Below are 23,812 nucleotides of genomic sequence, written 5' to 3'. Positions count from 1 at the left end.
GCCGGTCAGGTCACCGCGCCGCGCTCGGCGAACTCGGGTGCCTTCCACGCATCGGTGGCCAGGATGTCGCGCAGCGTCTCGACGGCATCCCACACGTCGACGAAGCGCGTATAGAGCGGCGTGAAGCCGAAGCGCAGCACATACGGCTCGCGGTAGTCGCCGATCACGCCGCGCGCGATCAGCGCCTGCATCACCTCGTAGCCGTGCGGATGCTCGAAGCTCGCCTGCGAGCCGCGCTGGTGATGCGCGCGCGGCGTGACGAGTTTCAGCGACAGGCCCGCGCAGCGTGCCTCGACGAGCGCGATGAACGCATCGGTCAGCGCGAGCGACTTGCGGCGGATCGCGTGCATGTCGGTCTGCAGGAACACGTCGAGCCCGCATTCGACCATCGACATCGACACCATCGGCTGCGTGCCGCAGAGGAAGCGCGCGATGCCCGGATCGGGCGCGAAGTCCGGCTGCATCGCGAACGGCGCGCGATGGCCCCACCAGCCCGACAGCGGCTGCGAGAAGTGCGCGTGATGACGGTGCGGCACCCACACGAATGCGGGCGAACCGGGGCCGCCGTTCAGATACTTGTACGTGCAGCCGACCGCGCCGTCCGCGCGCGCGCCGTTCAGGTCGACCGGCACCGCGCCGGCCGAATGCGCGAGATCCCACAGCATCAGCGCGCCCGCGTCGTGCACGAGCTGCGTGACGGCCGGCATGTCGTGCATGTAGCCGGTGCGGTAGTTCACGTGGGTGATCATCGCGACGGCCGTGTCCGCGCCGAGCGCGTCGGGCAGGTCCGCCGGATCGTCGATCAGGCGCAGCTCATAGCCGCCGCCGAGCTGTTCGATCAACCCTTGCGCGATGTACAGGTCGGTCGGGAAGTTCGAGCGCTCCGACACGATCACGCGGCGTTCCGGCGCGCGCTCGGCTTGATGGCGCAGCATCGCCGACAGCAGCTTGAACAGGTTGATCGAGATGGTGTCGGTCACGACGGTCTCGCCGGGCGCGCCGCCGATCAGCGTCGCGAGCTTGTCGCCGAGGCGGCGCGGCAGCGCGAACCAGCCGGCGGTGTTCCAGCTGCGGATCAGGCCTTCGCCCCATTCGGCGCCGATCACCTGTTGCGCGCGGGCGGCCGACGCGCGCGGCTGCGCGCCGAGCGAGTTGCCGTCGAGATAGATCACGCCGTCGGGCAGCGCGAACTGGTCGCGCAGCGGGGCGAGCGGGTCGTCGCGGTCGAGGGCGAGCGCGTCTTCACGGGTCTTGATCATGATGTCGGGTCAGTGGTTCTCGGGTCGGTGGTTCGGTGAATCAGGCGGATCGGCCGGGCAGCGCGCGCAGCACCGCGCGCACGGGGCTCGCGTCGAGCGTCGCGAACTTCAGCGGCAGCGCGATCAGTTCGTAGTCGCCGGGCGGCACGTCGTCGAGCACGATCCCTTCGAGGATCGCCATCCGGTGCGCGCGCACGCGGTGATGCGCATCCATGGTCTTCGATTCCTGCGGGTCGAGCGACGGCGTGTCGATGCCGATCAGCTTCACGCCGCGCGCGGCGAGCAGGTCGACGGTGTCGGGTGCGACCGCGCAGAAGGCGCTGTCCCATTGCTCGACGCTTGCGCGCGCATAGGTGCGCAGCAGCACGCGCGGCGGCACGCCGTCCAGCGCGGCGTCGATGTCGGCCGGGCGCACGACCGGCGACGCGCCGATGCAGTGGATCACGCGGCACGGGCCGAGATAGGTGTCGAGCGGCACCGCGCCGATCGGTGCGCCGTCGGCGTCGTAGTGGAGCGGCGCGTCGCAGTGCGCGCCCGTGTGCGGCGACAGCGTCAGGCGCGCGACGTTGACCGGCGAGCCGGCCTCCATCCGCCATACGCGTTCGACGGAAACCGGCGTGTCGCCCGGCCACACGGGGGTGGCGGGGCTGACGGGCGGGGAGATGTCCCAGAGTGTGTCCATGGCATGACGAAGCTGTGAATCGATGCTTCGAATGATAGGTGGACGCTCGCAGAAAGTGCTTGCGAAATAAACATGGACAATCCGCCCGATTGGCAGATAATTCGACTCAGAGGGAAAACGGGGACCAAAAATGCACGCGATCACGCTCGATGCCACCGACTGCCGGATTCTGGCGGTACTGCAGGAGGAGGGCAGAATCAGCAATCTCGACCTGGCGGAACGGATCTCGCTCTCGCCGTCCGCCTGTCTGCGCCGGATGCGCCTGCTCGAGGAGCAGGGCGTGATCGAGCACTATCGCGCGTGCCTGAGCCGCGAGAAGCTCGGCTTCGAGCTCGAGGCGTTCGTGCAGGTGTCGATGCGCAACGAAGAGAATCAATGGCACGAGCGCTTCGCGGAAGCGCTGCGCGAATGGCCGGAGGTGGTCGGCGCGTTCGTCGTGACGGGCGAGAGCCACTATCTGCTGCGGGTGCTCGCGCACAACCTCAAGCACTACTCGGATTTCGTGCTGAACCGGCTCTACAAGGCGCCGGGCGTGATGGACATCCGTTCGAACATCGTGCTGCAGACGCTGAAGGACGAAGCGGGCGCGCCGGTCGGGCTGGCGCGCATGGGGGCGATCAAAGCGGTGTGAGGCCGTGGAAGCCGCCGCCGTGGAACACGAGCGGCGCTGCGGCATCCGACGCGGCCCGCACGCCGCAGCGTTCCACTTCGCCGACGAAGATCACGTGGTCGCCTTCGTCGTAGCGGCTGCGGTTATGGCATTCGAACCACGCGAGCGCACCGTCGAGCACCGGCATGCCCGAGTTGCCGGCCGCGTGCGCGATCCCTTCGAAGCGGTCGCCTTTGTAAGTCGAGAAGCGCTTGCACAGGTCGAGCTGCGACGCCGCGAGCACGTTCACCACGTAATGGCTGTTGTTGCGGAACACCGGGGTCGACGCCGATTTGTGCGCGAGGCTCCACAGCACGAGCGGCGGGTCGAGCGAGACCGAGTTGAACGAGCTTGCGGTGATGCCGATCAGCTGCCCGGACGGCGCACGCGTCGTGATGACCGTGACGCCGGTCGCGAACTGCCCGAGCGCCTGGCGAAAGGCGGCGGAGTCGAAATCCGGCGGGGTGGCGTGGTTCATCGGACGGCCATCCGGAACGAAACGGACGGGCGCGGCGCACGGCGGATGCAACGGGCGCGGCGGATGAAAGGCGACAAGGCCAGGGCGGTCGGTTGGGAAGTGGTGCGCATGGCCCGATTTTAGCGGAATCGCGACCGCCGGACCCGTGCGCACGGCGCATCGCGGGGCGAGCGTGAGGTAGCGAACACTGTCGCGCGACGCCGGCGTCGTGCTGGAACGGTCGGTTTCGCACCTCTCAGTGCGCGTCACACGAGGCCGTTCCGCGAGCCGGGCGCTAGGCCGTCGCCGCCAGCCCGAGCGACAGCGCACCCGTCAGGATCAGGCTGGACGCCCACACCGCATCGAGATTGAACCAGCTCCGCGCGACGAACTTCAGCCCGAGATAGCGGTACACGAGCCACGCGAGCACGCCGCCTGCGCCGATCATCGCGGCTGCGTGCACGGCCGCGACGACGAGCGCCATTCCGAGATGCGCATCGACGAGCGTGGCCGCCGCGCGATGGCCGGCGTCCCGGTCGAGCCCGCAGAGCCCGAGGTAAATCGGCACCAGCATCAGCCCCGCGCCGTGCGCGAGCGCAACCGCGAACGACCACAGGCCGAGCCGCGCGGGCGGAATCCGCGCGAGCGCACGCGGATGCCGCCGCCGGATCAGCAGCACCACGCCGAAGCCGATCACGAGCGCGCTCGCGCCGATCCGGATCGCCGACTGCCACGCAAGCAGCGCGGCAAGCAGCCCGAACGGCAGCATCACCATGAATACCGCGAGCGCGTGGCCGAGCGCGAGATAGCCGAGCGCGGCGACGAGCGCGCCGTCGCGGCGCGTCATCAGCGCGTTCGACACCGCGAGCGGCCAGCCCATCGCCGGGTTGAGCCCGTGATAGACGCCGCTCGCGAGCACGGCAGCCCACAGCGCGAGCGGCGCGGAGAGGCCGGCGCTCAACGCTTGACCGACGGATAGCAGAACGAGTCGGTCGAGCAGTCGCCGCCTTCGAGCCGGATCTGGTGCGCGCGATAGCCGTCGGGGAACTCGACCCAATAGTCGTCGGCGAGCGTCAGCCCGCCGTCCGGCCCCGCATGCGCGAGCACCTGCGCGGCCGGCACGCCGTCCGGATAGAACTGGTCGTCCCAGGTCGAGTAGAGCGAGTTGGTCCAGTACACGCGCCGGCCGTCGCGGCTGATTTCCACCATCTGCGGGCCGCCGGCGAACGCGTGGCCATTCGTGTGCCGTGCGCGGCGCACGATCCCGCCGATACGCACCGACCCCGCGAGCACCGGGTGATGCGGATCCGATACGTCGTACTGGCGCATCTCGCCGGTGCCCCAGCACGACACGTACAGGAAGCGGTCGTCGAGCGACAGGTCGATGTCGGTCACGAGCGGCGGCACCGCGCCGAAACTCTTGAGCAGCGGCGGCAGTTCGTCGGCCGCGGCCGGTTCGGGCGGAATCGTCGCGGTCTTCTTCACATGAAACTGGCCGTCCTCGCGCCACCAGGTCCAGATCGATCCTTCGAGACTGGTCGTGTCGACCACGACGCCGACGAAACCGTATTCGCGTACCGGATCGTGCGCGGGCCGCACCTCGAGCGCCATCTGGTGCTGCGCGCCGAGATCGATCGTCTGCACGTTGCGCCGCGCGCGCAGGTCCCAGAAATGCAGCCGGTGGCCGTAGCGGTTCGCGAGCAGGTCTTCCGGCACGATGCCGTTCTCGAATTGCGGCGGCAGCGCCCATTCGCTCGACACCATGTAGTCGCGCGGCAGGTTCCACCAGAAGTCGTAATGCTTGTCCTGCGGGCCACGGTCGATCTCCCAGCGGCCGAGCACGTCGAACGTCTCGCAGTCCATGATGAAGATGCCGGGCGCGCCGTCGGTGCCGTCCTTGCCCGCACCGCCGAGCGTGCTCACGTAAATGCCTTCGGGGCCGCAATGAACCGTATGCGGCCGCGAATAGCCGGTCTTCGCGAACACCTCGTCGGGCTCGATGATCTTGTGGATGCGCGCCTGCGTCGGGTGCGGCTTCGTGTCGATCACGTAGATCCGCGACGAACGCAGGCCCGGGATGATCAGGAAGCGGCGTTCGAGGAACGCATGGCCGGTCAGTGGCGACAGCGACGACGAACACGCATTCCAGCCGAAGTGGTGGAATTCGTCGCCGGTGTTCGGCATCGTCACCGTGTGCACGATCTTGCCGTAGGTCGCCGAGCCGGGTTTCACGTCGATCACGGCGAGCGCGTCGGGTCTGGAAAAATCGGGGCTCAGCAACAACGTATAGGCGAATTCCTCCGCCGGCGCCTGCATCGCCAGTTCCGGCGAAGCGTGAAATGTCGGGTCAGGCCGCATGCTCATCGTAGTGCCTCTTTCGGTCGTATCGGATCACGGGCGCACGGAAGTTCGCTGCGAACGTGCGGGTCGAACGGATTGCGTGACGGGAACGCACTGGCGGCCTCGCGCGATTGGAGGACGCGCGGCGCGGTGCATCAGGTCGGGAAACCAGGGAAACGCGGTGTGCCGGACCGCCGCGCATGCGGCGCAACGGGCGCACGGCGGCGCGAGGGCGCGGTGAAAGCGACGGCGTGCGGAGCGCCGATGTTCGAGCCCGCGATGCGGGCGATTTCTGCTGAGGCGTGCATATCGATGTTCCGGCGGATGATGTGGGCATCAGGACGGGCGTGCATCGGACGCTGCGCGCAGCCGGACGGTGTGCCGTCGCGGCGAAGCGTGCCTAAGTGTAGACGAGAAACGCGCGGCCGGTGGTGCGCGGCAGGCATGCGATTCTGCCGGATTCGCGCACGAGTGAGATACTTGAACGCTGCCGCTGCGCACCGGGCAACCGGGCCGCAGCTTGGCAGCGGCCGGACAGCGGCGATACGGACCGGCGATGCCGGCGCGCGCCCGCGTGCCGCCCGTCGTCATCAACGAGGTAATGATTTCATGGTGAACGAGATGCTTGAAACCGCGACTGTAGGCGGCGGGTGCTTCTGGTGCACGGAGGCCGTTTTTCTCGACGTCGACGGCGTGACGGCCGTCCAGTCGGGCTACGCAGGCGGCCATACGCGCAATCCCGGCTATCGTGACGTATGCGACGGCGACACTGGTCACGCGGAGGTCGTGAACGTGACGTTCGATCCGGCGCGCATCGGCTATCGCGAGATCCTCGAGATCTTCTTCGCGACGCACGATCCGACCCAGCTGAACCGGCAGGGCAACGACGTCGGCACGCAATACCGTTCGGTCGTGTTCACACATTCGGACGCGCAGCGGGACGTCGCGCTCGACGTGATCCGCGAACTGGAGCGCGAGCAGGTGTTCGGGCAGCCGATCGTCACGCAGGTCGTGCCGCTCGACGACAACTACTGGCCGGCCGAGGACTATCACCAGAACTATTACGCGCGCAATCCGGGGCAGGGCTACTGCTCGGTCGTGATCGGCCCGAAGCTCGCGAAATTCCGCCAGAAGTTCTCGCACCGGCTGAAGTCGCTGCGCGGTGCGTAATCGGTTCGCCGGTGCGGTTCGCCGGCGCACAAACGGCGCCCGCACCCGCGATGCTTACGCCGCCTCGCTGCGCCAGTGCGCGCACGCGGCGGCGATCTCGCGCGCGAGCGCGAGGCACGACAGCGGCGCGGAGCCTTCCGCCTTGTTGTTGATCGTGATGATCACGGGCTGTCCGGCCAGCGCGTAGCGCGCGGCCAGTTCGGCGAGCGCCGAGCGCGTGGCCGGATCTTCGTCGACGAGCTTGTCGAACGGCTCGTATTTTGCTTTTGCCTGTTCGTACTTGAAGCCGCCATGCAGGCTCCAGCGCACGATCAGCGGGCCCGGCGCATCGCCGTCGAGCAGCGCGAGCGCGGCCGCCTGGCGCAGCGGGTCGGGCATTCGCGCATGCAGGCCGACGCAGTAGCGCACGCCGAGCGCCGCGAGCGCGCGGATGAAGCGCGGCGTGAGCAGGCTGGCGTCGCGGATCTCGATCGCGTAGCGCGTGCCGTCGGCGTCCGGCGGCAGCGTCGGCAGCGCCGCGAAGAACGCCGACAGCCGGTCGATCAGCGCGGCCGGTTCGGCGAGCAGTTGATCGGGCATTGGAGAAAACTGGAACACCAGCACGCCGGCCTTCCTGCCGAGCCCTTCGAGGCACGGCTGCACGAATTCGCGAGTGGCGAGCTGCGCGTCGAGAAAGGTCGGATTCGGGCCCGACGGCTCGCCGCGCCGGCCGCGCACGACCGCATCGGTGACGGACGCCGGCGCCTTCACGACGAAGCGGAAGTCGTCCGGCACCTGTTGCGCGTAGCGCAGGTAGTCGGCCACCGACAGCGGCCCGTAGAACGACCGGTCGAGGCTCACGCTCTTCAGCAGCGGATGTGCGCCGTACGCCTCGAGCCCCTCGCGAGACAGCTTCGTCTGCGCGAAATCGCCGTCGTAGACGATGCCGTCCCAGCCGGGGAAATACCACGACGACGTGCCGAGCCGCACGTTCGGCGGCAGGGCGGCCGCCGCGTCGGCGACTTCCGCGGAAACCGGTGCGGGCGGCACGCCGCGCCGGCGCCGGCCCTTCTTCGCGGGCGTGGCCGGCGGCGACGGTTCGTCCCACAGCAAGCCGGAAGCAGGCGACGGTTCCGGTTCCTCGTCGACGGGAAGGCGGGGCGATGCACGGCCGGCGCGCGCAGGCGACTTTGCCGGTCGCGCCGTGTCGTGTTCGCCAGGCGTCACGCGATCGCCGGCATCTGGAGGGTTATCGTCGTCCGCAGGCGCGGCCGCGCGCGCGTCGTCCGGCGACGCGCCGAACAGGTCGAACTGCCCGTCGGCGTGCGACTCGTCCGGTTCGTCGCGCTGCTGTCGTTGCGGCGGCGTGCTGCGCCGCGTCCTCCCGTCACCCATGCATGCCCAGCGTGAAGTGCCGCCTAGCGCGGCAGCGTGTGTTCGTACATGTAGCGCCGCGACCACGGCAGCGTTTTTGCGCTGCGTCCGGCCTTGCGGCACACGATCTGGAAGATCGACACGTCGTCGTGCTCGAACGCATACGCGCAACCGGCGAGATACACGCGCCAGATGCGGAATTTTTCGTCGTCGACGAGCGTGCGCGCCTCTTCCGCCTTCGCCTCGAAGTTTTCGGTCCAGATCTCGAGCGTGCGCGCATAGTGCCGCCGCAGGCTTTCGACGTCAATCGCCTCGAGCCCGCCGCGCTGCGCCGCTTCGAGTGCGAGGCTGATGTGCGGCAGCTCGCCGTCCGGGAACACGTAGCGGTCGATGAATTCGCCGCCGCCGAGCGCCGTTTCACCGCTTTCCGCGTCGGTCGACGTGATCCCGTGGTTCATCGCGATGCCGTCGTCGGTGAGCAGATCGTGCACGCGCGAGAAATAGAGCGGCAGGTTCTTGCGGCCGACGTGCTCGAACATCCCGACGCTCGTGATGCGGTCGAACTGTCCCTCGATCTCGCGGTAGTCCTGCAGGCGGATCTCGATCTTGTCCTCGAGCCCGGCGGCTTTCACGCGCGCCGTCGCGAGATCGAACTGGTTCTGCGACAGCGTCACGCCCAGGCACGTCGCGCCGAACTTCTGCGCGGCGCGCAGCACGAGCGCGCCCCAGCCGCAGCCGATGTCGAGCAGGCGCTGGCCGGGCTCCAGCCGGATCTTCGTCAGGATATGGTCGATCTTCTTGATCTGTGCGGTCGCGAGATCCTCGTCGCCGTTCTCGAAGTACGCGCACGAGTACACCATGTTCTCGTCCAGCCACAGCTGGTAGAACGCGTTCGAGACGTCATAGTGATACTGGATCGCCTTCCTGTCGGTGTTTTTCGTGTGATTGAAGTAGCGCTTCACGCGCGCGAGCTTGCTTGCGCTGGTGACCGTGCTGCGAGCGAGCGAGTAGCTGATGTTGATGATGTCCGACAGCCTGCCCTCGATGTCGATCTTGCCCTTCACGTACGCCTCGCCGAGATTGTCGAGGCTCGGTTCGAGCAGCAGCGGCAACGCCGACGCGCTGTTGACCTTCAGCGTGACCTGCGGCGCGCTGAAGGTGCCGAAATCGAGTTGATCGCCGTTCCACAGCACGAGTCGCGCCGGTATGTTCGCTTTCGCCCGTACTTCGTCCGCCCACTGTGCCAGCTTCTTTTCCCAGAACATTTGGATTCTCCGTTTGTTCGTTGAATCGAATACAGCCAAGTATCTTGACCGGCGCCCATGCCTTGCGACGTGGGCGCCCGGATGCAACACGAGACACGGCCGGCGCGCGCCGGCACCGCGGTAGCCGTGCTTACGGCGACAGGCGCGAGATCGTCCAGCCCGACCCTGCCGCGGCGTCGCGCGTATAGAGCAGGCGGTCGTGCAGCCGCGACGGGCGGCCCTGCCAGAACTCGATCGCGTCGGGCACGACGCGGTAACCGCCCCAGTGCGGCGGGCGCGGCGGGTTCTCGCCGTAGCGTTCGGTCACGGCTTTTTCGCGCGCTTCGAGCGTCGCGCGGCTGTCGATCACGGCACTCTGCTCGGACGCCCACGCGCCGATGCGCGAACCGAGCGGACGCGACGCGAAATAGCGGTCGCTTTCGTCGGCGCTGGTTTTCTCGATCCGCCCTTCGATGCGCACTTGGCGCTCGAGCTCGATCCAGTAGAACAGCAGCGCCGCATGCGGATTGGCGGCGAGATCGCGGCCCTTGCGGCTTTCGTAATTGGTAAAGAAGACGAACCCGCGTTCGTCGACACCCTTGATGAGCACGATTCGGGCCGACGGCCGGCCGTCGTCGCCGACGGTGGCGAGCGTCATCGTGTTGGGCTCGGGGAGCTTGGCGGCGAGCGCCTCCTTGAACCAGCGATCGAACTGGGCGAAAGGGTTGGGGGCGGCATCGGCTTCGTCGAGCGAAGCACGCGAATAATTGATGCGGAGATCGGCGAGAGTCGTCATGTTATGCAAACGCTTCAATCTGGGGCCAGTATAGCGAACGCGCGAGAATCGTGCGTGCACAGGGACGCGTGTCGGCGGGGAGTTCAGGCAAAATAGAGGGCTGCACGACTTACGTTTTCCTTGCTGCCATGTCCGCTGCCGACACTGCCCCGCACAGTTCCTCTGATCTTACCCCGAGCCCGACAATCCAGCTTGACGTGGATCGCGAGCGCCGCTTCGGCGGCATCGCGCGCTTGTACGGCGCCCCCGCGCTCGCCGCATTCGAACGCGCGCACGTCGCCGTGATCGGCATCGGCGGCGTCGGGTCGTGGACGGCCGAGGCGCTCGCGCGCAGCGCGATCGGCACGCTGACGCTGATCGACCTCGACAACGTCGCGGAAAGCAATACGAACCGGCAGATCCATGCGCTCGACGGCAATTTCGGCAAGCCGAAGGTCGACGCGATGGCCGAGCGGATCGCGCTGATCGATCCCGCGTGCCGGGTGAACCGGATCGAGGATTTCGCGGAACCCGACAACTTCGACGCGCTGCTCGGCGGCGGCTTCGACTACGTGGTCGACGCGATCGACAGCGTGCGCACGAAGGTCGCGCTGATCGCATGGTGCGTCGCAAAAGGGCAGCCGCTCGTCACGGTCGGCGGCGCGGGCGGGCAGCTCGACCCGACGCGCATCCGCATCGACGATCTCGCGCTGACGATCCAGGATCCGCTGCTGTCGAAGGTGCGCGCGCAGTTGCGCAAGCAGCACGGCTTTCCGCGCGGGCCGAAGGCGCGTTTCAAGGTGAGCGCCGTGTATTCGGACGAGCCGCTGATCTATCCGGAAGCAGCCGCATGCGACATCGAGGACGGCGCGGAGCCGTCCGCCGCCGCGCATGTCGCGGGACTCAACTGCGCGGGGTTCGGTTCGAGCGTATGCGTGACCGCGAGCTTCGGCTTCGCGGCCGCCGCGCATGCGCTGCGGGCGATCGCGGCGCGCGCCGCGGACTGATCGGCGAGCAGGTCGACGCGCAGAAGAATGTCGCGGCGCGGCAGATCCGCCATGCCGCGACAAGGCGATTCGGCCAGGCCATCGCGACCCGGCCGGTCGTTCGTCAGTTGAGCGCCATGCTCAGCTTGCGCCGCCATGCGGCGACGAGTTCAGGGCGATCGCCCGCCAGCTCGAACACCGAGATCATCGTGCGGCGGCCGAGGTCGTCGCCATACGCGCGGTCGTGCAACACGATTTCCAGCAACTGCTCGAGCGCGCCTTCGTATGCGCGTCGCGCGATCAGGCTTTGCGCGAGGTCGAAGCGTGCGTCGAGATCGGCGGGATTCGCCGCGATGCGCGCTTCGAGCGCGTCGGTCGGCGGCAGGTCGGCCGTCGCGTCGAGCGCATCGAAACGGGTCTTGATCGCCTGGTAGCGCGGATCGCCGCTCTGTATCGTCTGCGGCGACAGGCGCTCGGCCTCGGCGCGCGCGGCGTCCACCTGGTTGTTCGCGAGGAGCAGTTCGATCAGGTCGAGCCGCGCGTCGTCGAAGCCGGGGTTCAGCGCGAGCGCCGCTTCGAGGTGGGTCAGCGCATCGTCGTAGCGTGATTCGGCGATCGCGTATTGCGCGGCGCGGCGCTCGGCTTCGTCGGGCGCCGGCAGCAGCCGGTCGAGGAACGCGCGCAACTGGCCTTCCGGCAGCACGCCGATGAACTGGTCGACGGGACGCCCGTCGGCGAACGCGATCACGTGCGGGATGCTGCGCGTCTGGAAGTGCGCGGCGAGTTCCTGGTTCTCGTCGACGTTCACCTTCACGAGCTTCCAGCGGCCTTCGTAGTCGGCTTCGAGCTTTTCGAGCAGCGGACCGAGCGTCTTGCAGGGCCCGCACCACGGCGCCCAGAAGTCGACCAGCACGGGCGTGTCCAGCGACGCCTCGATGACGTCTTTCTCGAAAGTGGCAAGCGTGGTGTCCATGTCGTTCTCTTCCGTTCGAATGTCGTCAGGATGGGGGCAGCTTGCCCCTTTTTCAACGCGGCTTCGATTCGGGCAGCGGAATCCACTCGGTTTCGCCAGGCACCTTGCCCATTTCCTGGTTCGTCCACGCCTGTTTCGCGCGCTCGATCGCGTCGCGGCTGCTGGCGACGAAGTTCCATTCGATGAAGCGCTCGCCGTCGATCTTCGCGCCGCCCAGCAGCATCGCGCGTGCGCCGCCGCCGCTCGCGAGCGTGACGGTGGCGCCGGGCGCGAGCACGGCCATCTGTTCGGCCGGCACCGTCGTGCCGTCGATCGTGAGGTCGCCGTCGACCACGTAGACCGCGCGCTCCTCGTGCGACGCGTCGAGTTCGAGGCGGCCGCCGGCCGCGAATTCGGCGGCCACGTACAGCGTGCGCGAGAACGTCGTAACGGGCGAGCGCAGGCCGAACGCGTCGCCGGCGATCACCGTCAGCGACACGCCGTTCTCGTCGCGCTTGGGCAGCGTGTCGGCCGCATGGTGCTCGAACGATGGCTCGGTGGTCTCGTGGGCGACGGGCAGCGCGACCCAGGTCTGGATCCCGTGCACCGTATGGCCGCTCGCGCGTTGAGCGTCGGGCGTGCGCTCCGAATGGACGATGCCGCGACCGGCCGTCATCCAGTTCACGTCGCCCGGCACGATCTCCTGCAGCGATCCGAGGCTGTCGCGGTGCAGGATCGCGCCGTCGAACAGATAGGTGACGGTGGCGAGTCCGATGTGCGGGTGCGGGCGCACGTCGAGCCCGGTGCCGGCCGGCAGCGTCGCGGGCCCCATGTGATCGAAGAAGATGAACGGACCGACGAGGCGCGCGGCAAGCGCGGGCAGCATGCGGCGCACCTGCAGGTTGCCGATGTCGCGAACATGCGGCTTGAGCAGGGCTTTGATCGAATCGGTCATGGCGGGCCTCGTGGGCAACGGCTGGAATGCCGGTCATTGTACTGGCGGCGCGGTGGCGGCGCGCGTGGCGGGGCGCGGGCGGAATGTTTCCCCCGCGATGCGGACGTGCGGGCACGCGTCGTGCGGTCGCCATGTCGTCGCCCATCGCCGATTCCATGCGCGCCGCGCGGGTATCGGGCCGCACGGCGAAATTCGGTAGACTGATCGGCTTCAGGAAACCATCCGACAATTGAGGAGACGCCGATGATGGCCCCGAAGGACTTGCTGCTCGCGCTGGTCGTGATCCTGGCGTGGGGCGTGAACTTCGTCGTGATCAAGGTCGGCCTGCACGGCATGCCGCCGATGCTGCTCGGCGCACTGCGCTTCACGCTCGCGGCGGTGCCCGCGGTGTTCTTCGTGCGCCGGCCGCAGATTCCGTGGCGGATGCTGATCCTGTACGGCGCGACGATCCAGCTCGGCCAGTTCGTGTTCCTGTTCACCGGCATGTACGTCGGCATGCCGGCCGGCCTCGCGTCGCTCGTGCTGCAGTCGCAGGCATTCTTCACGCTCGTGTTCGCGATGCTGTTCCTCGGCGAGCGGTTGCGCGTGCAGAACCTGATCGGGCTCGCGATCGCCGCGGGCGGGCTCGTAGTGATCGCGGCGCAGGGCGGCCGCGCGATGACGCTCGCAGGCTTCCTGCTGACCATCTGCTCGGCCGCGATGTGGGCGTTCGGCAATATCGTCACGAAGAAGGTCGGCAAGGCCAATCTGGTGTCGCTCGTCGTGTGGGCGAGCCTCGTGCCGCCCGTGCCGTTCTTCCTGCTGTCGCTCTGGTTCGAGGGGCCGCAGCGGATCGGGGCCGCGCTGGCCGGGCTCGACGGCGCGTCGATCTTCGCGGTCGTCTATCTCGCGTTCGTCGCGACGCTCGTCGGCTACGGCCTGTGGAGCCGCCTGATGTCGCGCTATCCGGCCGCGCAGGTCGCGCAGTTCTCGCTGCTGGTGCCGGTCGTCGGGCTGGCGTCGTCGGCGCTGTTGCTCGACGAGCATCTGACGGACGCGCAGCTGATCGGCGCCGCGCTCGTGATGGGCGGGCTCGCGGTGAACGTGTTCGGCGAAAAGCTGGTGCGCCGCTTCGCGGCGTCGTGACGCGCCGGCACGCAGCGCGTGCCGGCGGCGGGGAAGGGCGGCCGGTCAGGCCATCCGGCTCTTCGCGAGCGGCGGATTCGCGGCGAAGTAACGCTTGATGCCGCGGAAGATCGCGTCAGCCATCTCGTCGCGATAGCTGTCGTCGTTGAGCCGGCGTTCTTCGTCAGGGTTGCTGATGAACGCGGTCTCGACGAGGATCGACGGAATGTCGGGCGCCTTCAGCACCGCGAACCCGGCCTGCTCGACCGAGCCCTTGTGCAGCTTGTTGATGCCGCCCACCTCCTTCAGCACGTAGTTGCCGTAGCGCAGCGAATCGCGGATCTGCGCGGTCGTCGACATGTCGAACAGCGCGCGGCTGACTGCCGCGTCCTGTGTCTTGATGTTGATGCCGCCGATCAGGTCGGACGAGTTCTCCTTGTTCGCGAGCCAGCGTGCCGCGGCGCTCGACGCGCCGTGATCGGACAGCGCGAACACCGACGAGCCGCGCGCCGACGGTGTCGTGAATGCATCCGCGTGGATCGACACGAACAGGTCGGCGCCGACGCGGCGCGCCTTCTGTACGCGCACGTTCAGCGGCACGAAGAAATCCGCGTCGCGCGTCATCATCGCGCGCATGTTCGGCGCGCCGTCGATCTTCGCGCGCAGCTTCTTCGCGATGTCGAGCGCGATGTGTTTCTCGTACGTGCCACCGCCGCCGATCGCGCCCGGATCCTCACCGCCGTGTCCCGGATCGATCGCGACCGTCAGCAGGCGCACGGTGCCGCCCTTGCCCGATTTCGGCGCGGTGAACTTGTAGGTGTCGCCGTCGTCTTCGCTGTCGTCGCGGCGTGCGATGACGGGCGGCGGCTTGACGGCCGGCTTCGCGGGCGCGGAAGGCGTCGCGGCGGCCGGCGGCGTGCGCGGGGTGGCCGGCGTGTTCTGCGCGAAGCGCTGGAAGAATGCGTCGCTGTTGTCGCCCGCGGCGGCCGGCGGCGCGGCGGGGCCCGCGAGCGCGGTCGGCGGCTGCACCTGCTGCGCGCGCGCGCTGTCGTTGAGCGCCTGTTCCTTGCGTTCCGTCTGCGCGATCAGGTCGGTCAGCGGATCGGGCGCGACTGCCGGATACAGGTCGAACACGAGCCGGTACTTGTAGGTCCCGACTGGCGGCAGCGTGAACACCTGCGGCTTCACCGAGCCTTTCAGGTCGAACACCATCCGCACGACGTGCGGTTGATACTGGCCGACGCGCACCGACTGGATCTGCGGGTCGTTCGGCGCGATCTTCGACACGAGGTCGCGCAGCGCCTGGTCGAGATCGAGCCCGTTCAGGTCGACGACGAGCCGGTCGGGACCCTGCAACAGCTGTTGGCTATTCTGCAGCGGCTGGTCGGATTCGATCGTGACGCGGGTGTAATCGCGCGCGGGCCACACGCGCACGCCGAGCACCGACGATGCGTGCGCGAGCCGCGGCGCGGCGAGACCGAGCACCAGCGTCGACGCGCCCGCGCGCAGGATCTGACGGCGCCGCCAGTTGTGCGTCGCGATGGCCGCCGATTCGATCGAGCGGAACGGTTTGATCAACATCTTTCGAGACATGCCTTTCCTGAAGCGCTGAACGCCCGGACGGTGAGGGCGCGGCCGTCGCCATCCACGTCGAGCGAGAAAACCAGATCGGGCACGCCGAGCAGGGTGCCCGCCTGTTGCGGCCATTCGACGAGGCAGATCGCGCTGGAATTGAAATATTCGCGAAAGCCGGCGTCGGACCATTCGGCCGGATCGTTGAATCGATACAGATCGAAGTGATAGACCTCAAGTTCCCCATCGTCGCGTGCGAATGCGTACGGTTCGACGAGCGTGTAGGTCGGGCTGCGCACGCGCCCCGGGTGGCCGAGGCCGCGCAGGATCGCGCGCACGAGGGTCGTTTTGCCCGCGCCGAGGTCGCCGATCAGCTGGATCTGCAGCCCGTTGAACGCGTGTGCATGGGAGAGTTCGCTGCGTGCCGCGTCGAGCGCGTGCGCGAAGCGGGTGCCGAAGGCCTCGGTCGCCGCTTCGTCGGCGAGTGCGATCACGCGCTCCGCGAGCGGGACGGGCAGCGTGTCGGCATGAGGCGTATGGGACGTGGCTGGCATTCTCGTAAAATAGTGCGATGAACCGATTACCGGAACTCGCCGCATCCGACAGTCCTTCGACACGTGCCGAAGGCGCGACGCCGTGCGCGCTCGATGATGCGACGTTGACAGCGCTCGCCGCTCGCATCAGGGCGTGGGGGCGCGAATTGGGTTTCGGGGCGATCGGCATCAGCGATACCGATCTCTCGGATGCCGAAGCAGGCCTCGCCGCCTGGCTGGAAGCCGGGTACCACGGCGAAATGGATTATATGGCGAAACACGGGATGAAACGCGCGCGGCCGGCCGAACTTGTGGCCGGTACGCGACGCGTGATCTCGGCACGACTCGCCTATCTGCCGGCCGAAACGCTCGCCTCCGACGCACCCGACGCGCCATCCGGCGCGCTCGTGCCGCACGACTGGCGCGCACGCGAGCGCGCGCGTCTCGACGATCCGCAGGCGGCCGTCGTCTCGATCTATGCGCGCGGCCGCGACTATCACAAGGTGCTGCGCAACCGGCTACAGACGCTCGCGGAGCGCATCGAGCGCGAGATCGGCGCATTCGGCTACCGCGTGTTCACCGATTCGGCGCCGGTGCTCGAGGTCGAACTCGCGCAGAAGGCCGGCGTCGGCTGGCGCGGCAAGCACACGTTGTTGCTGCAGCGCGACGCGGGTTCGCTGTTCTTCCTCGGCGAGATCTACGTCGACGTGCCGTTGCCGACCGACGCGCAAACCGCGCCCGACGTCGCGCCCGAGACGCCCGGCGCGCACTGCGGCAGTTGCACGCGTTGCATCGGCGCGTGCCCGACCGGCGCGATCGTCGAACCGTACCGCGTCGACGCGCGCCGTTGCATCTCCTACCTGACGATCGAACTGAAAGGCAGCATTCCGGAGCCGCTGCGGCCGATGATCGGCAACCGCGTTTATGGCTGCGACGACTGCCAGCTCGTGTGCCCGTGGAACAAGTTCGCGCAGGCCGCGCCCGTCGCCGATTTCGACGTGCGGCACGGGCTCGACCGCGCAACGCTCGTCGAGCTGTTCGGCTGGGATGCCGACGCGTTCGACACGCGCATGCAGGGCAGTGCGATCCGGCGCATCGGATACGAAAGCTGGCTGCGCAATCTCGCGGTCGGGCTCGGCAATGCGTTGCGGGCACCGGCCGGTCGGCTCGCGCCCGATGCGCGCGACGCGATCGTCGCCGCGTTGCGTGCACGGGCCGACGATCCGTCGCCGATCGTGCGCGAGCATGTCGAATGGGCGCTGCGTGCCGCATGAAGGCGGCGTAAAGTGTCGTCGGCGCGCGGCGGCGCCGCGCGTTTCACCGGTGAGGAGAAGCTCATGTTCAACGCAGTCATCGACGCACCGTTCGGCAAGGTCGGCATTCGCACCGATGCCGCGGTGGTGCGCGAGATCGTCTATCTGCCCGAGTCGGTCAAATCGGTCGATCCGGACTCGCCGCTCGCGCAGCGCGCGGTCAAGCAGATCGAACGTTATTTCGAGCGCGCGTCGGCGCGTTTCGACCTGCCGCTTGCCGACGTCGGCAGTGCGTTCCAGCATCGCGTATGGAACGTGATCAGCGACATTCCGCCCGGCATGGTGCTGACCTACGGGCAGGTCGCGAAGCGGATCGGCAGCGCGCCGCGCGCGGTCGGCCAGGCGTGCGGCGCGAACTATTTCCCGCTCGTGATTCCGTGCCATCGTGTCGTGGCGGCAGGCGGCCTCGGCGGCTTCGCGAACCACGACGACAATGGCTATTACCAGAAAGTGAAGCGCTGGCTGCTGGCGCACGAAGGCGTGCCGTACTGATGAGTGAACCCTTGCTTTTCCCCGATCCCGACCCCGCGCCCCACGCCGATGGCAACGAGGCCGCGGCATCGCCCGCGCTGCTCGCGAGCCGCGCGTCGATCGACGTGTTCTGCGACGCGCTGTGGCTCGAACACGGGCTCGCGCGCAACACGCTCGATGCGTACCGCCGCGATCTGATGCTGTTTTCGCACTGGCTGGCCGCGACGCACGACGCGTCGCTCGACTCGGTCGACGAAGCGATGGTGACCGGCTACATTGCCGCGCGCAGCGACGGCAAGGCGACGTCGTCGAACCGGCGGTTGTCGGTGTTCCGTCGCTATTACGGCTGGGCCGTGCGCGAGCATCGCGCGAGCGCGGACCCGACGCTGCGGATCACGTCGGCGAAACAGGCCGCGCGGTTTCCGTCGACGCTGTCCGAGGCGCAGGTCGAAGCGCTGCTCGGCGCGCCCGACATCGGCACGCCGCTCGGCCTGCGCGATCGCACGATGCTGGAGCTGATGTACGCGAGCGGGCTGCGCGTGAGCGAACTCGTCACGCTGAAGACCGTCGAGGTCGGGCTCAACGAGGGCGTCGTGCGGGTGATGGGCAAGGGTTCGAAGGAACGGCTCGTGCCGTTCGGCGAAGTCGCGCACGGCTGGATCGAGCGCTACCTGCGCGACGCGCGGCCCGCGCTGCTCGGCGCGCGCGCGGCCGACGCGCTGTTCGTGACCGGACGCGGCGACGGGATGACGCGCCAGCAGTTCTGGAACATCATCAAGCGCCACGCGCAGCAGGCCGACGTGCGCGCGCACCTGTCGCCGCACACGCTGCGGCACGCATTCGCGACGCACCTGCTGAACCACGGCGCCGACCTGCGCGTCGTGCAGTTGCTGCTCGGCCACAGCGACATCTCGACCACGCAGATCTACACGCACGTCGCGCGCGAGCGGCTGAAGACGCTGCACGCGCAGCACCACCCGCGCGGCTAGCGCGGCGCGCACCGGCCACACGCGGGATGCAGCCCGCGCCCGCGCGTCACGCGAATTCGCGCAGCTTGTGCTTCAGCACCTTGCCCGTCGATGCGGCGGGCAGCGCATCGAGCACGCGGATGCGCGCGGGGCGCTTGTAAGGCGCGAGCCGTTCCGCGCACCACGCCTGCAGCGTGGCCTCGGTCGCGGTCGCGCCCGGCACCAGCTCGACGAATGCGAGCACTTCCTCGTTGCCCTCGACCGCGCGGCCGACGACGGCCGCCTGCACGACGTCCGGGTGCGCGTTCAGCACCTGTTCGACTTCGACGGGATACACGTTGAAGCCCGAGCGGATGATCAGCTCCTTGCTGCGGCCCGCGATCGTCACCGAGCCGTCGGCTTCCTGGCGCGCGAGATCGCCGGTGCTCAGCCAGCCGTCGGGCGACACGGCCGCGCGTGTGGCATCCGCGTTGCGGTAGTAGCCGAGCATCACGTTCGGCCCGCGCACACGGATTTCCCCCACTTCGCCCTGCGGCACGTCGGCGCCGTCCGGTGCGACGATCCGCATCTCGACGCCCGGGATCGGCATGCCGACCGAGCAGTCGGCACGCGGTGCGTCGAGCGGCGTCTGCGTGATCGTCGGGCTGCTCTCGGTCATTCCGTAGCCGTTGTGCAGCGGCACGCCGTACACGTGCTCGACGCGCGCCTTCAGATCGGCGTCGAGCGGCGAGCCGCCCGAATACGCGAAACGCAGCCGCGGCGCGTGCCACGCGTGCGCGTGCGTGTGCAGGTGCTCGAGCAGCTTCGCGTGCATCGCGGGCACGCCCTGGAAGATCGTCACGCCTTCGTCGGCGAGCGCCACGCGCACGGCCTCCGGCGAGAAGCGCGGCGCGAGCCGCAGCGTCGCCCCCGCGTACAGGCTGCCGAGGCAAACCGACGCGAGCCCGTACACGTGCGACACGGGCAGCACCGTGTAGACGAGGTCGTCCGGCGACACGTGGCGCAGCGCGCTCGACGTCGCCGCGACGAACAGCAGGTTGCGGTGCGACAGCATCACGCCTTTCGGCGTACCCGTCGTGCCGGTCGTGTAGATCAGCGCCGCGCATTGCGCGGCGCCATCGGCCGCTACCGGTTCGTCGGGCGCGCTCGGGTCGACGTGGTACGACCACGCGCCGATGTCGACCGGCAGCGCGTCGGCCGGCGTCGCGTCGTGGCGCGCCGCGTGTGCGCGCGCATCGGGCGATGCCTCCGTCGCGAATGCGATCAGCTTCGGCCGCGCATGCGCGGCGATCGCATCGAGTTCGCCGGCCGACAGCCGCGCGTTCGACACGAGCGCCCATGCGTCGACGCGCGCCGCCGCGAGCAGCAGCACGATCTGCGCGATGCTGTTTTCCGCGACGATCATCACGCGATCGCCGCCATGCACGCCGAGGCGCGCGAGCCGCTCGGCGGCCGCATCGACCGCTCGCGACAGCTCGCCGTACGACAGGCGGCGCGCGTCCTCGATCAGCGCCGGATGCGCGGGCGCTTGAGCGGCCCAGCGGGCGGGCACGTCGGCGATGCGCTCGGGCAACGCGGCGAGCAATGCCGGCACGTCGAGCGGCGCGGATGAACGGACAGGCGAGGACATGGCGTCTCCAGAAGAAGGGCCGGGCGGCGGCGCGGCAAGTTTTGCGAACGATCGTGCCATGACGGCGGGCGCGCCACAATCGGCCAATCGGGCAATAGCACTTCGCGATGTGCGCAATGATGATGGACGGGCGCGCCGCGGCGACGGGTGCTCGCCCGGGACACCGGTGCAAAAGGGCCGCGAGTATACCGCCGGTGCGCGGCATGCCGCCCCGAACACGGGACGGTGCGATCGTGTGCTGACGCCCGCCCGCCGGTCGTTCGCCATTAAAATGCCGCCATGAGCAAATCCAGACACGTGTCCGAGACACCCGCGACCCAGCTGCTGCGCCGCCACGGCGTCGCCTTCGGCGAGCATCCGTACGATTACGTCGAGCACGGCGGCACCGGCGAGTCGGCGCGCCAGCTCGGCGTCGACGAACACAGCGTCGTGAAGACGCTCGTGATGGAGGACGAGCACGCGAAGCCGCTGATCGTGCTGATGCACGGCGACCGCACGGTGTCGACCAAGAACCTCGCGCGGCAGATCGGCGCGAAGCGTGTCGAGCCGTGCAAGCCCGACGTCGCGAACCGCCATTCCGGCTATCTGGTCGGCGGTACGTCGCCGTTCGGCACGCGCAAGACGATGCCCGTGTACGTCGAGTCGACCATCCTCGAATTGCCGACGATTTACCTGAACGGCGGCCGCCGCGGCTATCTCGTCAGCCTCGCGCCGACGGTGCTCACGACGCTGCTCGGCGCGACGCCCGTGCAGTGCGCGAGCGTCGACTGAGGGTTTCACCTTCGTGGCAGGCCGTGCTCGTTCGGTAGAATGGGCGCCGTTTCGGCCGGTCGGCCCGTACGGCCGGCCGCCACGGCCTGCCGGCGGTTCGCCGCGACGGCGCCCGCCGCAACCGGCCGGCATGCCGTGCCCGGCCGCCCCTTCACCGATACGTTGAAAGAAGAGTTCTCCGCATGCAGATCCTGCTCGCCGCACTTGTTGCCTACCTGATCGGTTCGGTGTCGTTTGCCGTCGTCGTCAGCGCCGCGATGGGCCTGGCCGATCCCCGTTCGTACGGGTCGAAGAATCCCGGCGCGACCAATGTGCTGCGCAGCGGCAACAAGAAGGCCGCGATCCTGACGCTCGTCGGCGACGCGTTCAAGGGCTGGCTCGCCGTCTGGCTCGCGCGGCACTTCGGGCTGTCCGACGTCGCCGTCGCGTGGGTCGCGATCGCCGTGTTCCTCGGCCACCTGTATCCGGTGTTCTTCCGCTTTCAGGGCGGCAAGGGCGTCGCGACCGCGGCCGGCGTGCTGCTCGCCGTGCATCCGGTGCTCGGCCTGGCGACCGCGCTGACCTGGCTGATCGTCGCGTTCTTCTTCCGCTATTCGTCGCTCGCGGCGCTGGTGGCGGCCGTGTTCGCGCCGGTGTTCGACGTGTTCCTGTTCGGCACCGGCCACAACCCGGTCGCGTGGGCCGTGCTCGCGATGAGCGTGCTGCTCGTGTGGCGTCACCGCGGCAACATCTCGAAGCTGCTGGCGGGGCAGGAAAGCCGGATCGGCGACAAGAAGAAGGCCGCGTCCGACGGCGGCGCGCAGGACGGCGGGAAGGCCTGAGGAAGAGGGTGGCTGTTGCCGTCCGCCGGGGCGCCCAGCATGCGGGGCCCGGCGGCGCGGCGTGACGGGTTGACTGCGCGGCCGACCGCGTCGATCAGTCGCGGAAGTTGTTGAAGTCGAGCGGGGTGTCGGTCACGTCCTTGCGCAGCATCGCGATCACGCTCTGCAGATCGTCGCGCTTCGTGCCGGCCACACGCACCGCGTCGCCCTGGATGCTCGCCTGCACCTTGATCTTGCTGTCTTTCACGAGCCTGACGATCTTCTTCGCGAGGTCGCCCGTCACGCCCTTCTTCACGGTGACGATCTGCTTGACCTTGTCGCCGCCGATCTTCTCGACCTTGCCGTAGTCGAGGAAGCGCACGTCGACGTTGCGCTTCGCGAGCTTGTTGATCAGCACGTCCTTGACCTGGCCGAGCTTGAAATCGTCGTCGGCGAACAGCGTCAGCTCGCGCTCCTTCTGCTCGACGCGCGCGTCGGAGCCCTTGAAGTCGAAGCGCGTCGAAATTTCCTTGTTCGACTGCTCGATGGCGTTCTTCACTTCGATCATGTTCGCTTCGGAAACGACGTCGAACGATGGCATGGCATTCTCCCTTGAGATGCGGGCGCCAGGCTTGCGCGCGGGCACTCGCTATAATTGCGGACTGTTTGCCATTTTACCGATGCCCCTCCGTTTGCCCAAGGCCGGCCGTGAGCCCGCCCGGCGGACGTGACCGCGAATGCCGATGCCTCCTGACGATTCCGCCCTGTCGCTGCTCCCCGACCATCCGCTTGCCGCGCACAATACGTTCGGCATCGCCGCGAAGGCGCGCTTTGCCGCGCGCATCACGCAGGCGGCGCAGTTCGAGGCGCTGCACCGCGACCCGCGCGTCGCGTCGCTGCCGCAGCTCGTGCTCGGCGGCGGCAGCAACGTCGTGTTCACGCGCGATTTCGACGGCGTCGTGCTGCTCGACGAGATCGCCGGCCGCCGCGTCGTGCGCGAGGACGACGACGCATGGTACGTCGAGGCCGGCGGCGGCGAGATCTGGCACGCGTTCGTCGCGTGGACGCTCGAGCACGGGATGCCTGGCCTCGAGAACCTTGCGCTGATCCCGGGCACCGTCGGCGCCGCGCCGATCCAGAACATCGGCGCGTACGGCCTCGAGATGAAGACGTATTTCGACTCTCTGGTCGCCGTCGAGCTCGCGACGGGGCGCAGCGAGCGCTTCGACGCCGCGCGCTGCGCGTTCGGCTATCGCGACAGCTTCTTCAAGCGGGAAGGGCGCGGCCGCTTCGCAATCGTGGCGGTGACGTTCCGGCTGCCCAAGCGCTGGACGCCGCGGCTCGGCTACGCTGATGTCACGCGCGAGCTCGACGCGCGCGGCATTGCGCCGGACGCGGCAACGCCGCGCGATGTGTTCGACGCGGTCGTCGCGATCCGCCGTGCGAAGCTGCCCGATCCGCTCGAGCTCGGCAACGCGGGCAGTTTCTTCAAGAATCCGGTGATCGACGCCGCGCAGTTCGACGCGCTGCGCGCGCGCGCGCCGGAGGTGGTGTCGTATCCGCAGCCGGACGGGCAGGTGAAGCTCGCGGCCGGCTGGCTGATCGACCGCTGCGGCTGGAAGGGGCGCGCGCTCGGCGCGGCGGCCGTGCACGACCGACAGGCGCTCGTGCTGGTGAATCGCGGCGGCGCGACTGGGGCCGAGGTCCTCGCGCTGGCGCGCGCGATCCAGGACGACGTGCGCGAGCGGTTCGGCGTCGAGCTCGAACCCGAGCCGGTGTGCCTGTAACGCGGCGCTTCGTCCCGCGCATTTCATTCGCTCTCGCCCCG

General features: G+C 68.6%; 24 protein-coding genes. 10 read left to right on the top strand and 14 right to left on the bottom strand.

The features are described from left to right. Positions 1-5: 5 nt before the first annotated feature. Both kynU and kynB read right to left on the bottom strand, forming a co-directional pair. Entirely contained in the window at positions 6-1,259 is a 1,254-nt protein-coding gene (kynU, locus tag ACV22W_RS19210) for a kynureninase (RefSeq protein ID WP_059527860.1), read from the bottom strand. Between the two features lie 40 nt (positions 1,260-1,299). Beyond that, a complete protein-coding gene (kynB, locus tag ACV22W_RS19205) occupies positions 1,300-1,941 on the bottom strand; it encodes an arylformamidase (protein WP_448021043.1) in 642 nt (213 codons plus the stop codon). 130 nt (positions 1,942-2,071) lie between these two features. Here kynB and ACV22W_RS19200 point away from each other — a divergent pair, with 130 nt between their 5' ends. Next, a complete protein-coding gene (locus tag ACV22W_RS19200) occupies positions 2,072-2,572 on the top strand; it encodes an Lrp/AsnC family transcriptional regulator (RefSeq protein WP_044844460.1) in 501 nt (166 codons plus the stop codon). Here the strand turns inward: ACV22W_RS19200 and ACV22W_RS19195 are convergent. From ACV22W_RS19195 to ACV22W_RS19185, 3 genes are all read right to left on the bottom strand, one after another. Then, positions 2,559-3,068 carry a flavin reductase family protein gene (locus ACV22W_RS19195; protein WP_059465659.1) on the bottom strand — a complete coding sequence of 170 codons (510 nt, stop codon included), beginning with the start codon at positions 3,066-3,068 and terminating at the stop codon, positions 2,559-2,561. The two genes, ACV22W_RS19200 and ACV22W_RS19195, sit on opposite strands and share 14 nt — an antisense overlap. A 274-nt stretch (positions 3,069-3,342) precedes the next feature. Continuing rightward, complete coding sequence (locus tag ACV22W_RS19190; protein WP_059690586.1) at positions 3,343-4,008, bottom strand: hypothetical protein; 666 nt, start codon at positions 4,006-4,008, stop codon at positions 3,343-3,345. Continuing rightward, positions 4,005-5,411: a selenium-binding protein SBP56-related protein gene (locus tag ACV22W_RS19185; RefSeq protein ID WP_448021042.1), complete on the bottom strand. Its 1,407-nt coding sequence runs from the start codon at positions 5,409-5,411 to the stop codon at positions 4,005-4,007. Before ACV22W_RS19185 ends, ACV22W_RS19190 begins: the two co-directional genes overlap by 4 nt. A 585-nt stretch (positions 5,412-5,996) precedes the next feature. Between ACV22W_RS19185 and msrA the strand changes: the two genes are divergently transcribed. After that, entirely contained in the window at positions 5,997-6,557 is a 561-nt protein-coding gene (msrA, locus tag ACV22W_RS19180) for a peptide-methionine (S)-S-oxide reductase MsrA (protein ID WP_059527848.1), read from the top strand. 54 nt (positions 6,558-6,611) lie between these two features. On the opposite strand, the gene ACV22W_RS19175 is transcribed toward msrA, so the two are convergent. From ACV22W_RS19175 to pdxH, 3 genes are all read right to left on the bottom strand, one after another. Next, positions 6,612-7,931 carry a DUF72 domain-containing protein gene (locus ACV22W_RS19175; protein ID WP_448021040.1) on the bottom strand — a complete coding sequence of 440 codons (1,320 nt, stop codon included), beginning with the start codon at positions 7,929-7,931 and terminating at the stop codon, positions 6,612-6,614. Between the two features lie 23 nt (positions 7,932-7,954). After that, on the bottom strand, positions 7,955-9,175 hold the full coding sequence (locus ACV22W_RS19170) for a class I SAM-dependent methyltransferase (RefSeq protein ID WP_448021039.1): 1,221 nt from the start codon (positions 9,173-9,175) through the stop codon (positions 7,955-7,957). A gap of 130 nt (positions 9,176-9,305) precedes the next feature. Beyond that, complete coding sequence (pdxH, locus tag ACV22W_RS19165; protein ID WP_059527840.1) at positions 9,306-9,950, bottom strand: pyridoxamine 5'-phosphate oxidase; 645 nt, start codon at positions 9,948-9,950, stop codon at positions 9,306-9,308. Positions 9,951-10,078: 128 nt separating this feature from the next. Between pdxH and tcdA the strand changes: the two genes are divergently transcribed. After that, entirely contained in the window at positions 10,079-10,936 is an 858-nt protein-coding gene (tcdA, locus tag ACV22W_RS19160) for a tRNA cyclic N6-threonylcarbamoyladenosine(37) synthase TcdA (protein ID WP_448021037.1), read from the top strand. Between the two features lie 103 nt (positions 10,937-11,039). Here the strand turns inward: tcdA and trxA are convergent, their stop codons facing one another. Next, the gene (trxA, locus tag ACV22W_RS19155; protein ID WP_448021035.1) at positions 11,040-11,888 is read right to left on the bottom strand and encodes a thioredoxin; all 849 of its coding nucleotides are present in this window, start codon (positions 11,886-11,888) and stop codon (positions 11,040-11,042) included. Positions 11,889-11,940: 52 nt separating this feature from the next. Then, a complete protein-coding gene (locus ACV22W_RS19150) occupies positions 11,941-12,822 on the bottom strand; it encodes a pirin family protein (protein ID WP_448021034.1) in 882 nt (293 codons plus the stop codon). 246 nt (positions 12,823-13,068) lie between these two features. Between ACV22W_RS19150 and ACV22W_RS19145 the strand changes: the two genes are divergently transcribed. Then, positions 13,069-13,947 (top strand): EamA family transporter, encoded by an 879-nt coding sequence (locus ACV22W_RS19145; protein ID WP_448021238.1) that lies wholly within the window; start codon positions 13,069-13,071, stop codon positions 13,945-13,947. Positions 13,948-13,992: 45 nt separating this feature from the next. On the opposite strand, the gene ACV22W_RS19140 is transcribed toward ACV22W_RS19145, so the two are convergent. Together ACV22W_RS19140 and tsaE are read right to left on the bottom strand one after the other, a co-directional pair. Continuing rightward, the gene (locus ACV22W_RS19140) at positions 13,993-15,519 is read right to left on the bottom strand and encodes an N-acetylmuramoyl-L-alanine amidase (RefSeq protein WP_448021033.1); all 1,527 of its coding nucleotides are present in this window, start codon (positions 15,517-15,519) and stop codon (positions 13,993-13,995) included. Beyond that, positions 15,501-16,052, bottom strand: coding sequence for a tRNA (adenosine(37)-N6)-threonylcarbamoyltransferase complex ATPase subunit type 1 TsaE (tsaE, locus tag ACV22W_RS19135; protein WP_448021032.1), 552 nt, complete (start codon positions 16,050-16,052; stop codon positions 15,501-15,503). Before tsaE ends, ACV22W_RS19140 begins: the two co-directional genes overlap by 19 nt. A gap of 17 nt (positions 16,053-16,069) precedes the next feature. Here tsaE and queG point away from each other — a divergent pair, with 17 nt between their 5' ends. The 3 genes from queG to xerD all read left to right on the top strand — a co-directional run bounded on the left by queG (position 16,070) and on the right by xerD (position 18,804). Further along, positions 16,070-17,305 (top strand): tRNA epoxyqueuosine(34) reductase QueG, encoded by a 1,236-nt coding sequence (gene queG / locus ACV22W_RS19130; protein ID WP_448021031.1) that lies wholly within the window; start codon positions 16,070-16,072, stop codon positions 17,303-17,305. A gap of 63 nt (positions 17,306-17,368) precedes the next feature. Further along, a complete protein-coding gene (locus ACV22W_RS19125) occupies positions 17,369-17,836 on the top strand; it encodes a methylated-DNA--[protein]-cysteine S-methyltransferase (RefSeq protein WP_448021029.1) in 468 nt (155 codons plus the stop codon). Further along, a complete protein-coding gene (gene xerD, locus ACV22W_RS19120; protein ID WP_448021028.1) occupies positions 17,836-18,804 on the top strand; it encodes a site-specific tyrosine recombinase XerD in 969 nt (322 codons plus the stop codon). The genes ACV22W_RS19125 and xerD overlap by 1 nt, the downstream gene beginning before the upstream one ends. A gap of 46 nt (positions 18,805-18,850) precedes the next feature. On the opposite strand, the gene ACV22W_RS19115 is transcribed toward xerD, so the two are convergent. Continuing rightward, on the bottom strand, positions 18,851-20,413 hold the full coding sequence (locus ACV22W_RS19115) for a class I adenylate-forming enzyme family protein (protein WP_448021027.1): 1,563 nt from the start codon (positions 20,411-20,413) through the stop codon (positions 18,851-18,853). A 279-nt stretch (positions 20,414-20,692) separates the two neighbouring features. Between ACV22W_RS19115 and ybaK the strand changes: the two genes are divergently transcribed. Together ybaK and plsY are read left to right on the top strand one after the other, a co-directional pair. Continuing rightward, the gene (ybaK, locus tag ACV22W_RS19110) at positions 20,693-21,184 is read left to right on the top strand and encodes a Cys-tRNA(Pro) deacylase (RefSeq protein WP_059527812.1); all 492 of its coding nucleotides are present in this window, start codon (positions 20,693-20,695) and stop codon (positions 21,182-21,184) included. A 182-nt stretch (positions 21,185-21,366) separates the two neighbouring features. Further along, positions 21,367-22,005 (top strand): glycerol-3-phosphate 1-O-acyltransferase PlsY, encoded by a 639-nt coding sequence (gene plsY / locus ACV22W_RS19105; RefSeq protein ID WP_059465644.1) that lies wholly within the window; start codon positions 21,367-21,369, stop codon positions 22,003-22,005. Positions 22,006-22,099: 94 nt separating this feature from the next. Here plsY and ACV22W_RS19100 read toward each other — a convergent pair whose 3' ends face one another. Beyond that, positions 22,100-22,585, bottom strand: coding sequence for a YajQ family cyclic di-GMP-binding protein (locus ACV22W_RS19100; RefSeq protein ID WP_006762345.1), 486 nt, complete (start codon positions 22,583-22,585; stop codon positions 22,100-22,102). 136 nt (positions 22,586-22,721) lie between these two features. On the opposite strand from ACV22W_RS19100, the gene murB reads away from it, so the two are divergent. Next, on the top strand, positions 22,722-23,771 hold the full coding sequence (gene murB, locus ACV22W_RS19095) for a UDP-N-acetylmuramate dehydrogenase (protein WP_448021025.1): 1,050 nt from the start codon (positions 22,722-22,724) through the stop codon (positions 23,769-23,771). Positions 23,772-23,812: the final 41 nt, after the last annotated feature.

It is taken from the genome of Burkholderia sp. AW49-1, from assembly GCF_053427845.1.
The sequence above is the reverse complement of the archived record's forward strand: the minus strand, read 5'-3'. Positions and strand labels throughout refer to the sequence as shown.

Excerpts from the sequence above, each read along its gene's own strand:
- ybaK (WP_059527812.1), top strand. The coding sequence starts at position 20,693 with ATGAGCAAATCCAGACACGTGTCCGAGACACCCGCGACCCAGCTGCTG.
- pdxH (WP_059527840.1), bottom strand. The coding sequence starts at position 9,950 with ATGACGACTCTCGCCGATCTCCGCATCAATTATTCGCGTGCTTCGCTC.
- ACV22W_RS19115 (WP_448021027.1), bottom strand. The coding sequence starts at position 20,413 with ATGTCCTCGCCTGTCCGTTCATCCGCGCCGCTCGACGTGCCGGCATTG.
- ACV22W_RS19145 (WP_448021238.1), top strand. The coding sequence starts at position 13,069 with ATGGCCCCGAAGGACTTGCTGCTCGCGCTGGTCGTGATCCTGGCGTGG.
- queG (WP_448021031.1), top strand. The coding sequence starts at position 16,070 with ATGAACCGATTACCGGAACTCGCCGCATCCGACAGTCCTTCGACACGT.
- trxA (WP_448021035.1), bottom strand. The coding sequence starts at position 11,888 with ATGGACACCACGCTTGCCACTTTCGAGAAAGACGTCATCGAGGCGTCG.
- murB (WP_448021025.1), top strand. The coding sequence starts at position 22,722 with ATGCCGATGCCTCCTGACGATTCCGCCCTGTCGCTGCTCCCCGACCAT.
- ACV22W_RS19125 (WP_448021029.1), top strand. The coding sequence starts at position 17,369 with ATGTTCAACGCAGTCATCGACGCACCGTTCGGCAAGGTCGGCATTCGC.
- ACV22W_RS19200 (WP_044844460.1), top strand. The coding sequence starts at position 2,072 with ATGCACGCGATCACGCTCGATGCCACCGACTGCCGGATTCTGGCGGTA.
- msrA (WP_059527848.1), top strand. The coding sequence starts at position 5,997 with ATGGTGAACGAGATGCTTGAAACCGCGACTGTAGGCGGCGGGTGCTTC.
- plsY (WP_059465644.1), top strand. The coding sequence starts at position 21,367 with ATGCAGATCCTGCTCGCCGCACTTGTTGCCTACCTGATCGGTTCGGTG.
- ACV22W_RS19150 (WP_448021034.1), bottom strand. The coding sequence starts at position 12,822 with ATGACCGATTCGATCAAAGCCCTGCTCAAGCCGCATGTTCGCGACATC.
- ACV22W_RS19140 (WP_448021033.1), bottom strand. The coding sequence starts at position 15,519 with ATGTCTCGAAAGATGTTGATCAAACCGTTCCGCTCGATCGAATCGGCG.
- kynU (WP_059527860.1), bottom strand. The coding sequence starts at position 1,259 with ATGATCAAGACCCGTGAAGACGCGCTCGCCCTCGACCGCGACGACCCG.
- xerD (WP_448021028.1), top strand. The coding sequence starts at position 17,836 with ATGAGTGAACCCTTGCTTTTCCCCGATCCCGACCCCGCGCCCCACGCC.
- ACV22W_RS19175 (WP_448021040.1), bottom strand. The coding sequence starts at position 7,931 with ATGGGTGACGGGAGGACGCGGCGCAGCACGCCGCCGCAACGACAGCAG.
- ACV22W_RS19170 (WP_448021039.1), bottom strand. The coding sequence starts at position 9,175 with ATGTTCTGGGAAAAGAAGCTGGCACAGTGGGCGGACGAAGTACGGGCG.
- ACV22W_RS19185 (WP_448021042.1), bottom strand. The coding sequence starts at position 5,411 with ATGAGCATGCGGCCTGACCCGACATTTCACGCTTCGCCGGAACTGGCG.
- kynB (WP_448021043.1), bottom strand. The coding sequence starts at position 1,941 with ATGGACACACTCTGGGACATCTCCCCGCCCGTCAGCCCCGCCACCCCC.
- tcdA (WP_448021037.1), top strand. The coding sequence starts at position 10,079 with ATGTCCGCTGCCGACACTGCCCCGCACAGTTCCTCTGATCTTACCCCG.
- ACV22W_RS19195 (WP_059465659.1), bottom strand. The coding sequence starts at position 3,068 with ATGAACCACGCCACCCCGCCGGATTTCGACTCCGCCGCCTTTCGCCAG.
- ACV22W_RS19100 (WP_006762345.1), bottom strand. The coding sequence starts at position 22,585 with ATGCCATCGTTCGACGTCGTTTCCGAAGCGAACATGATCGAAGTGAAG.
- tsaE (WP_448021032.1), bottom strand. The coding sequence starts at position 16,052 with ATGCCAGCCACGTCCCATACGCCTCATGCCGACACGCTGCCCGTCCCG.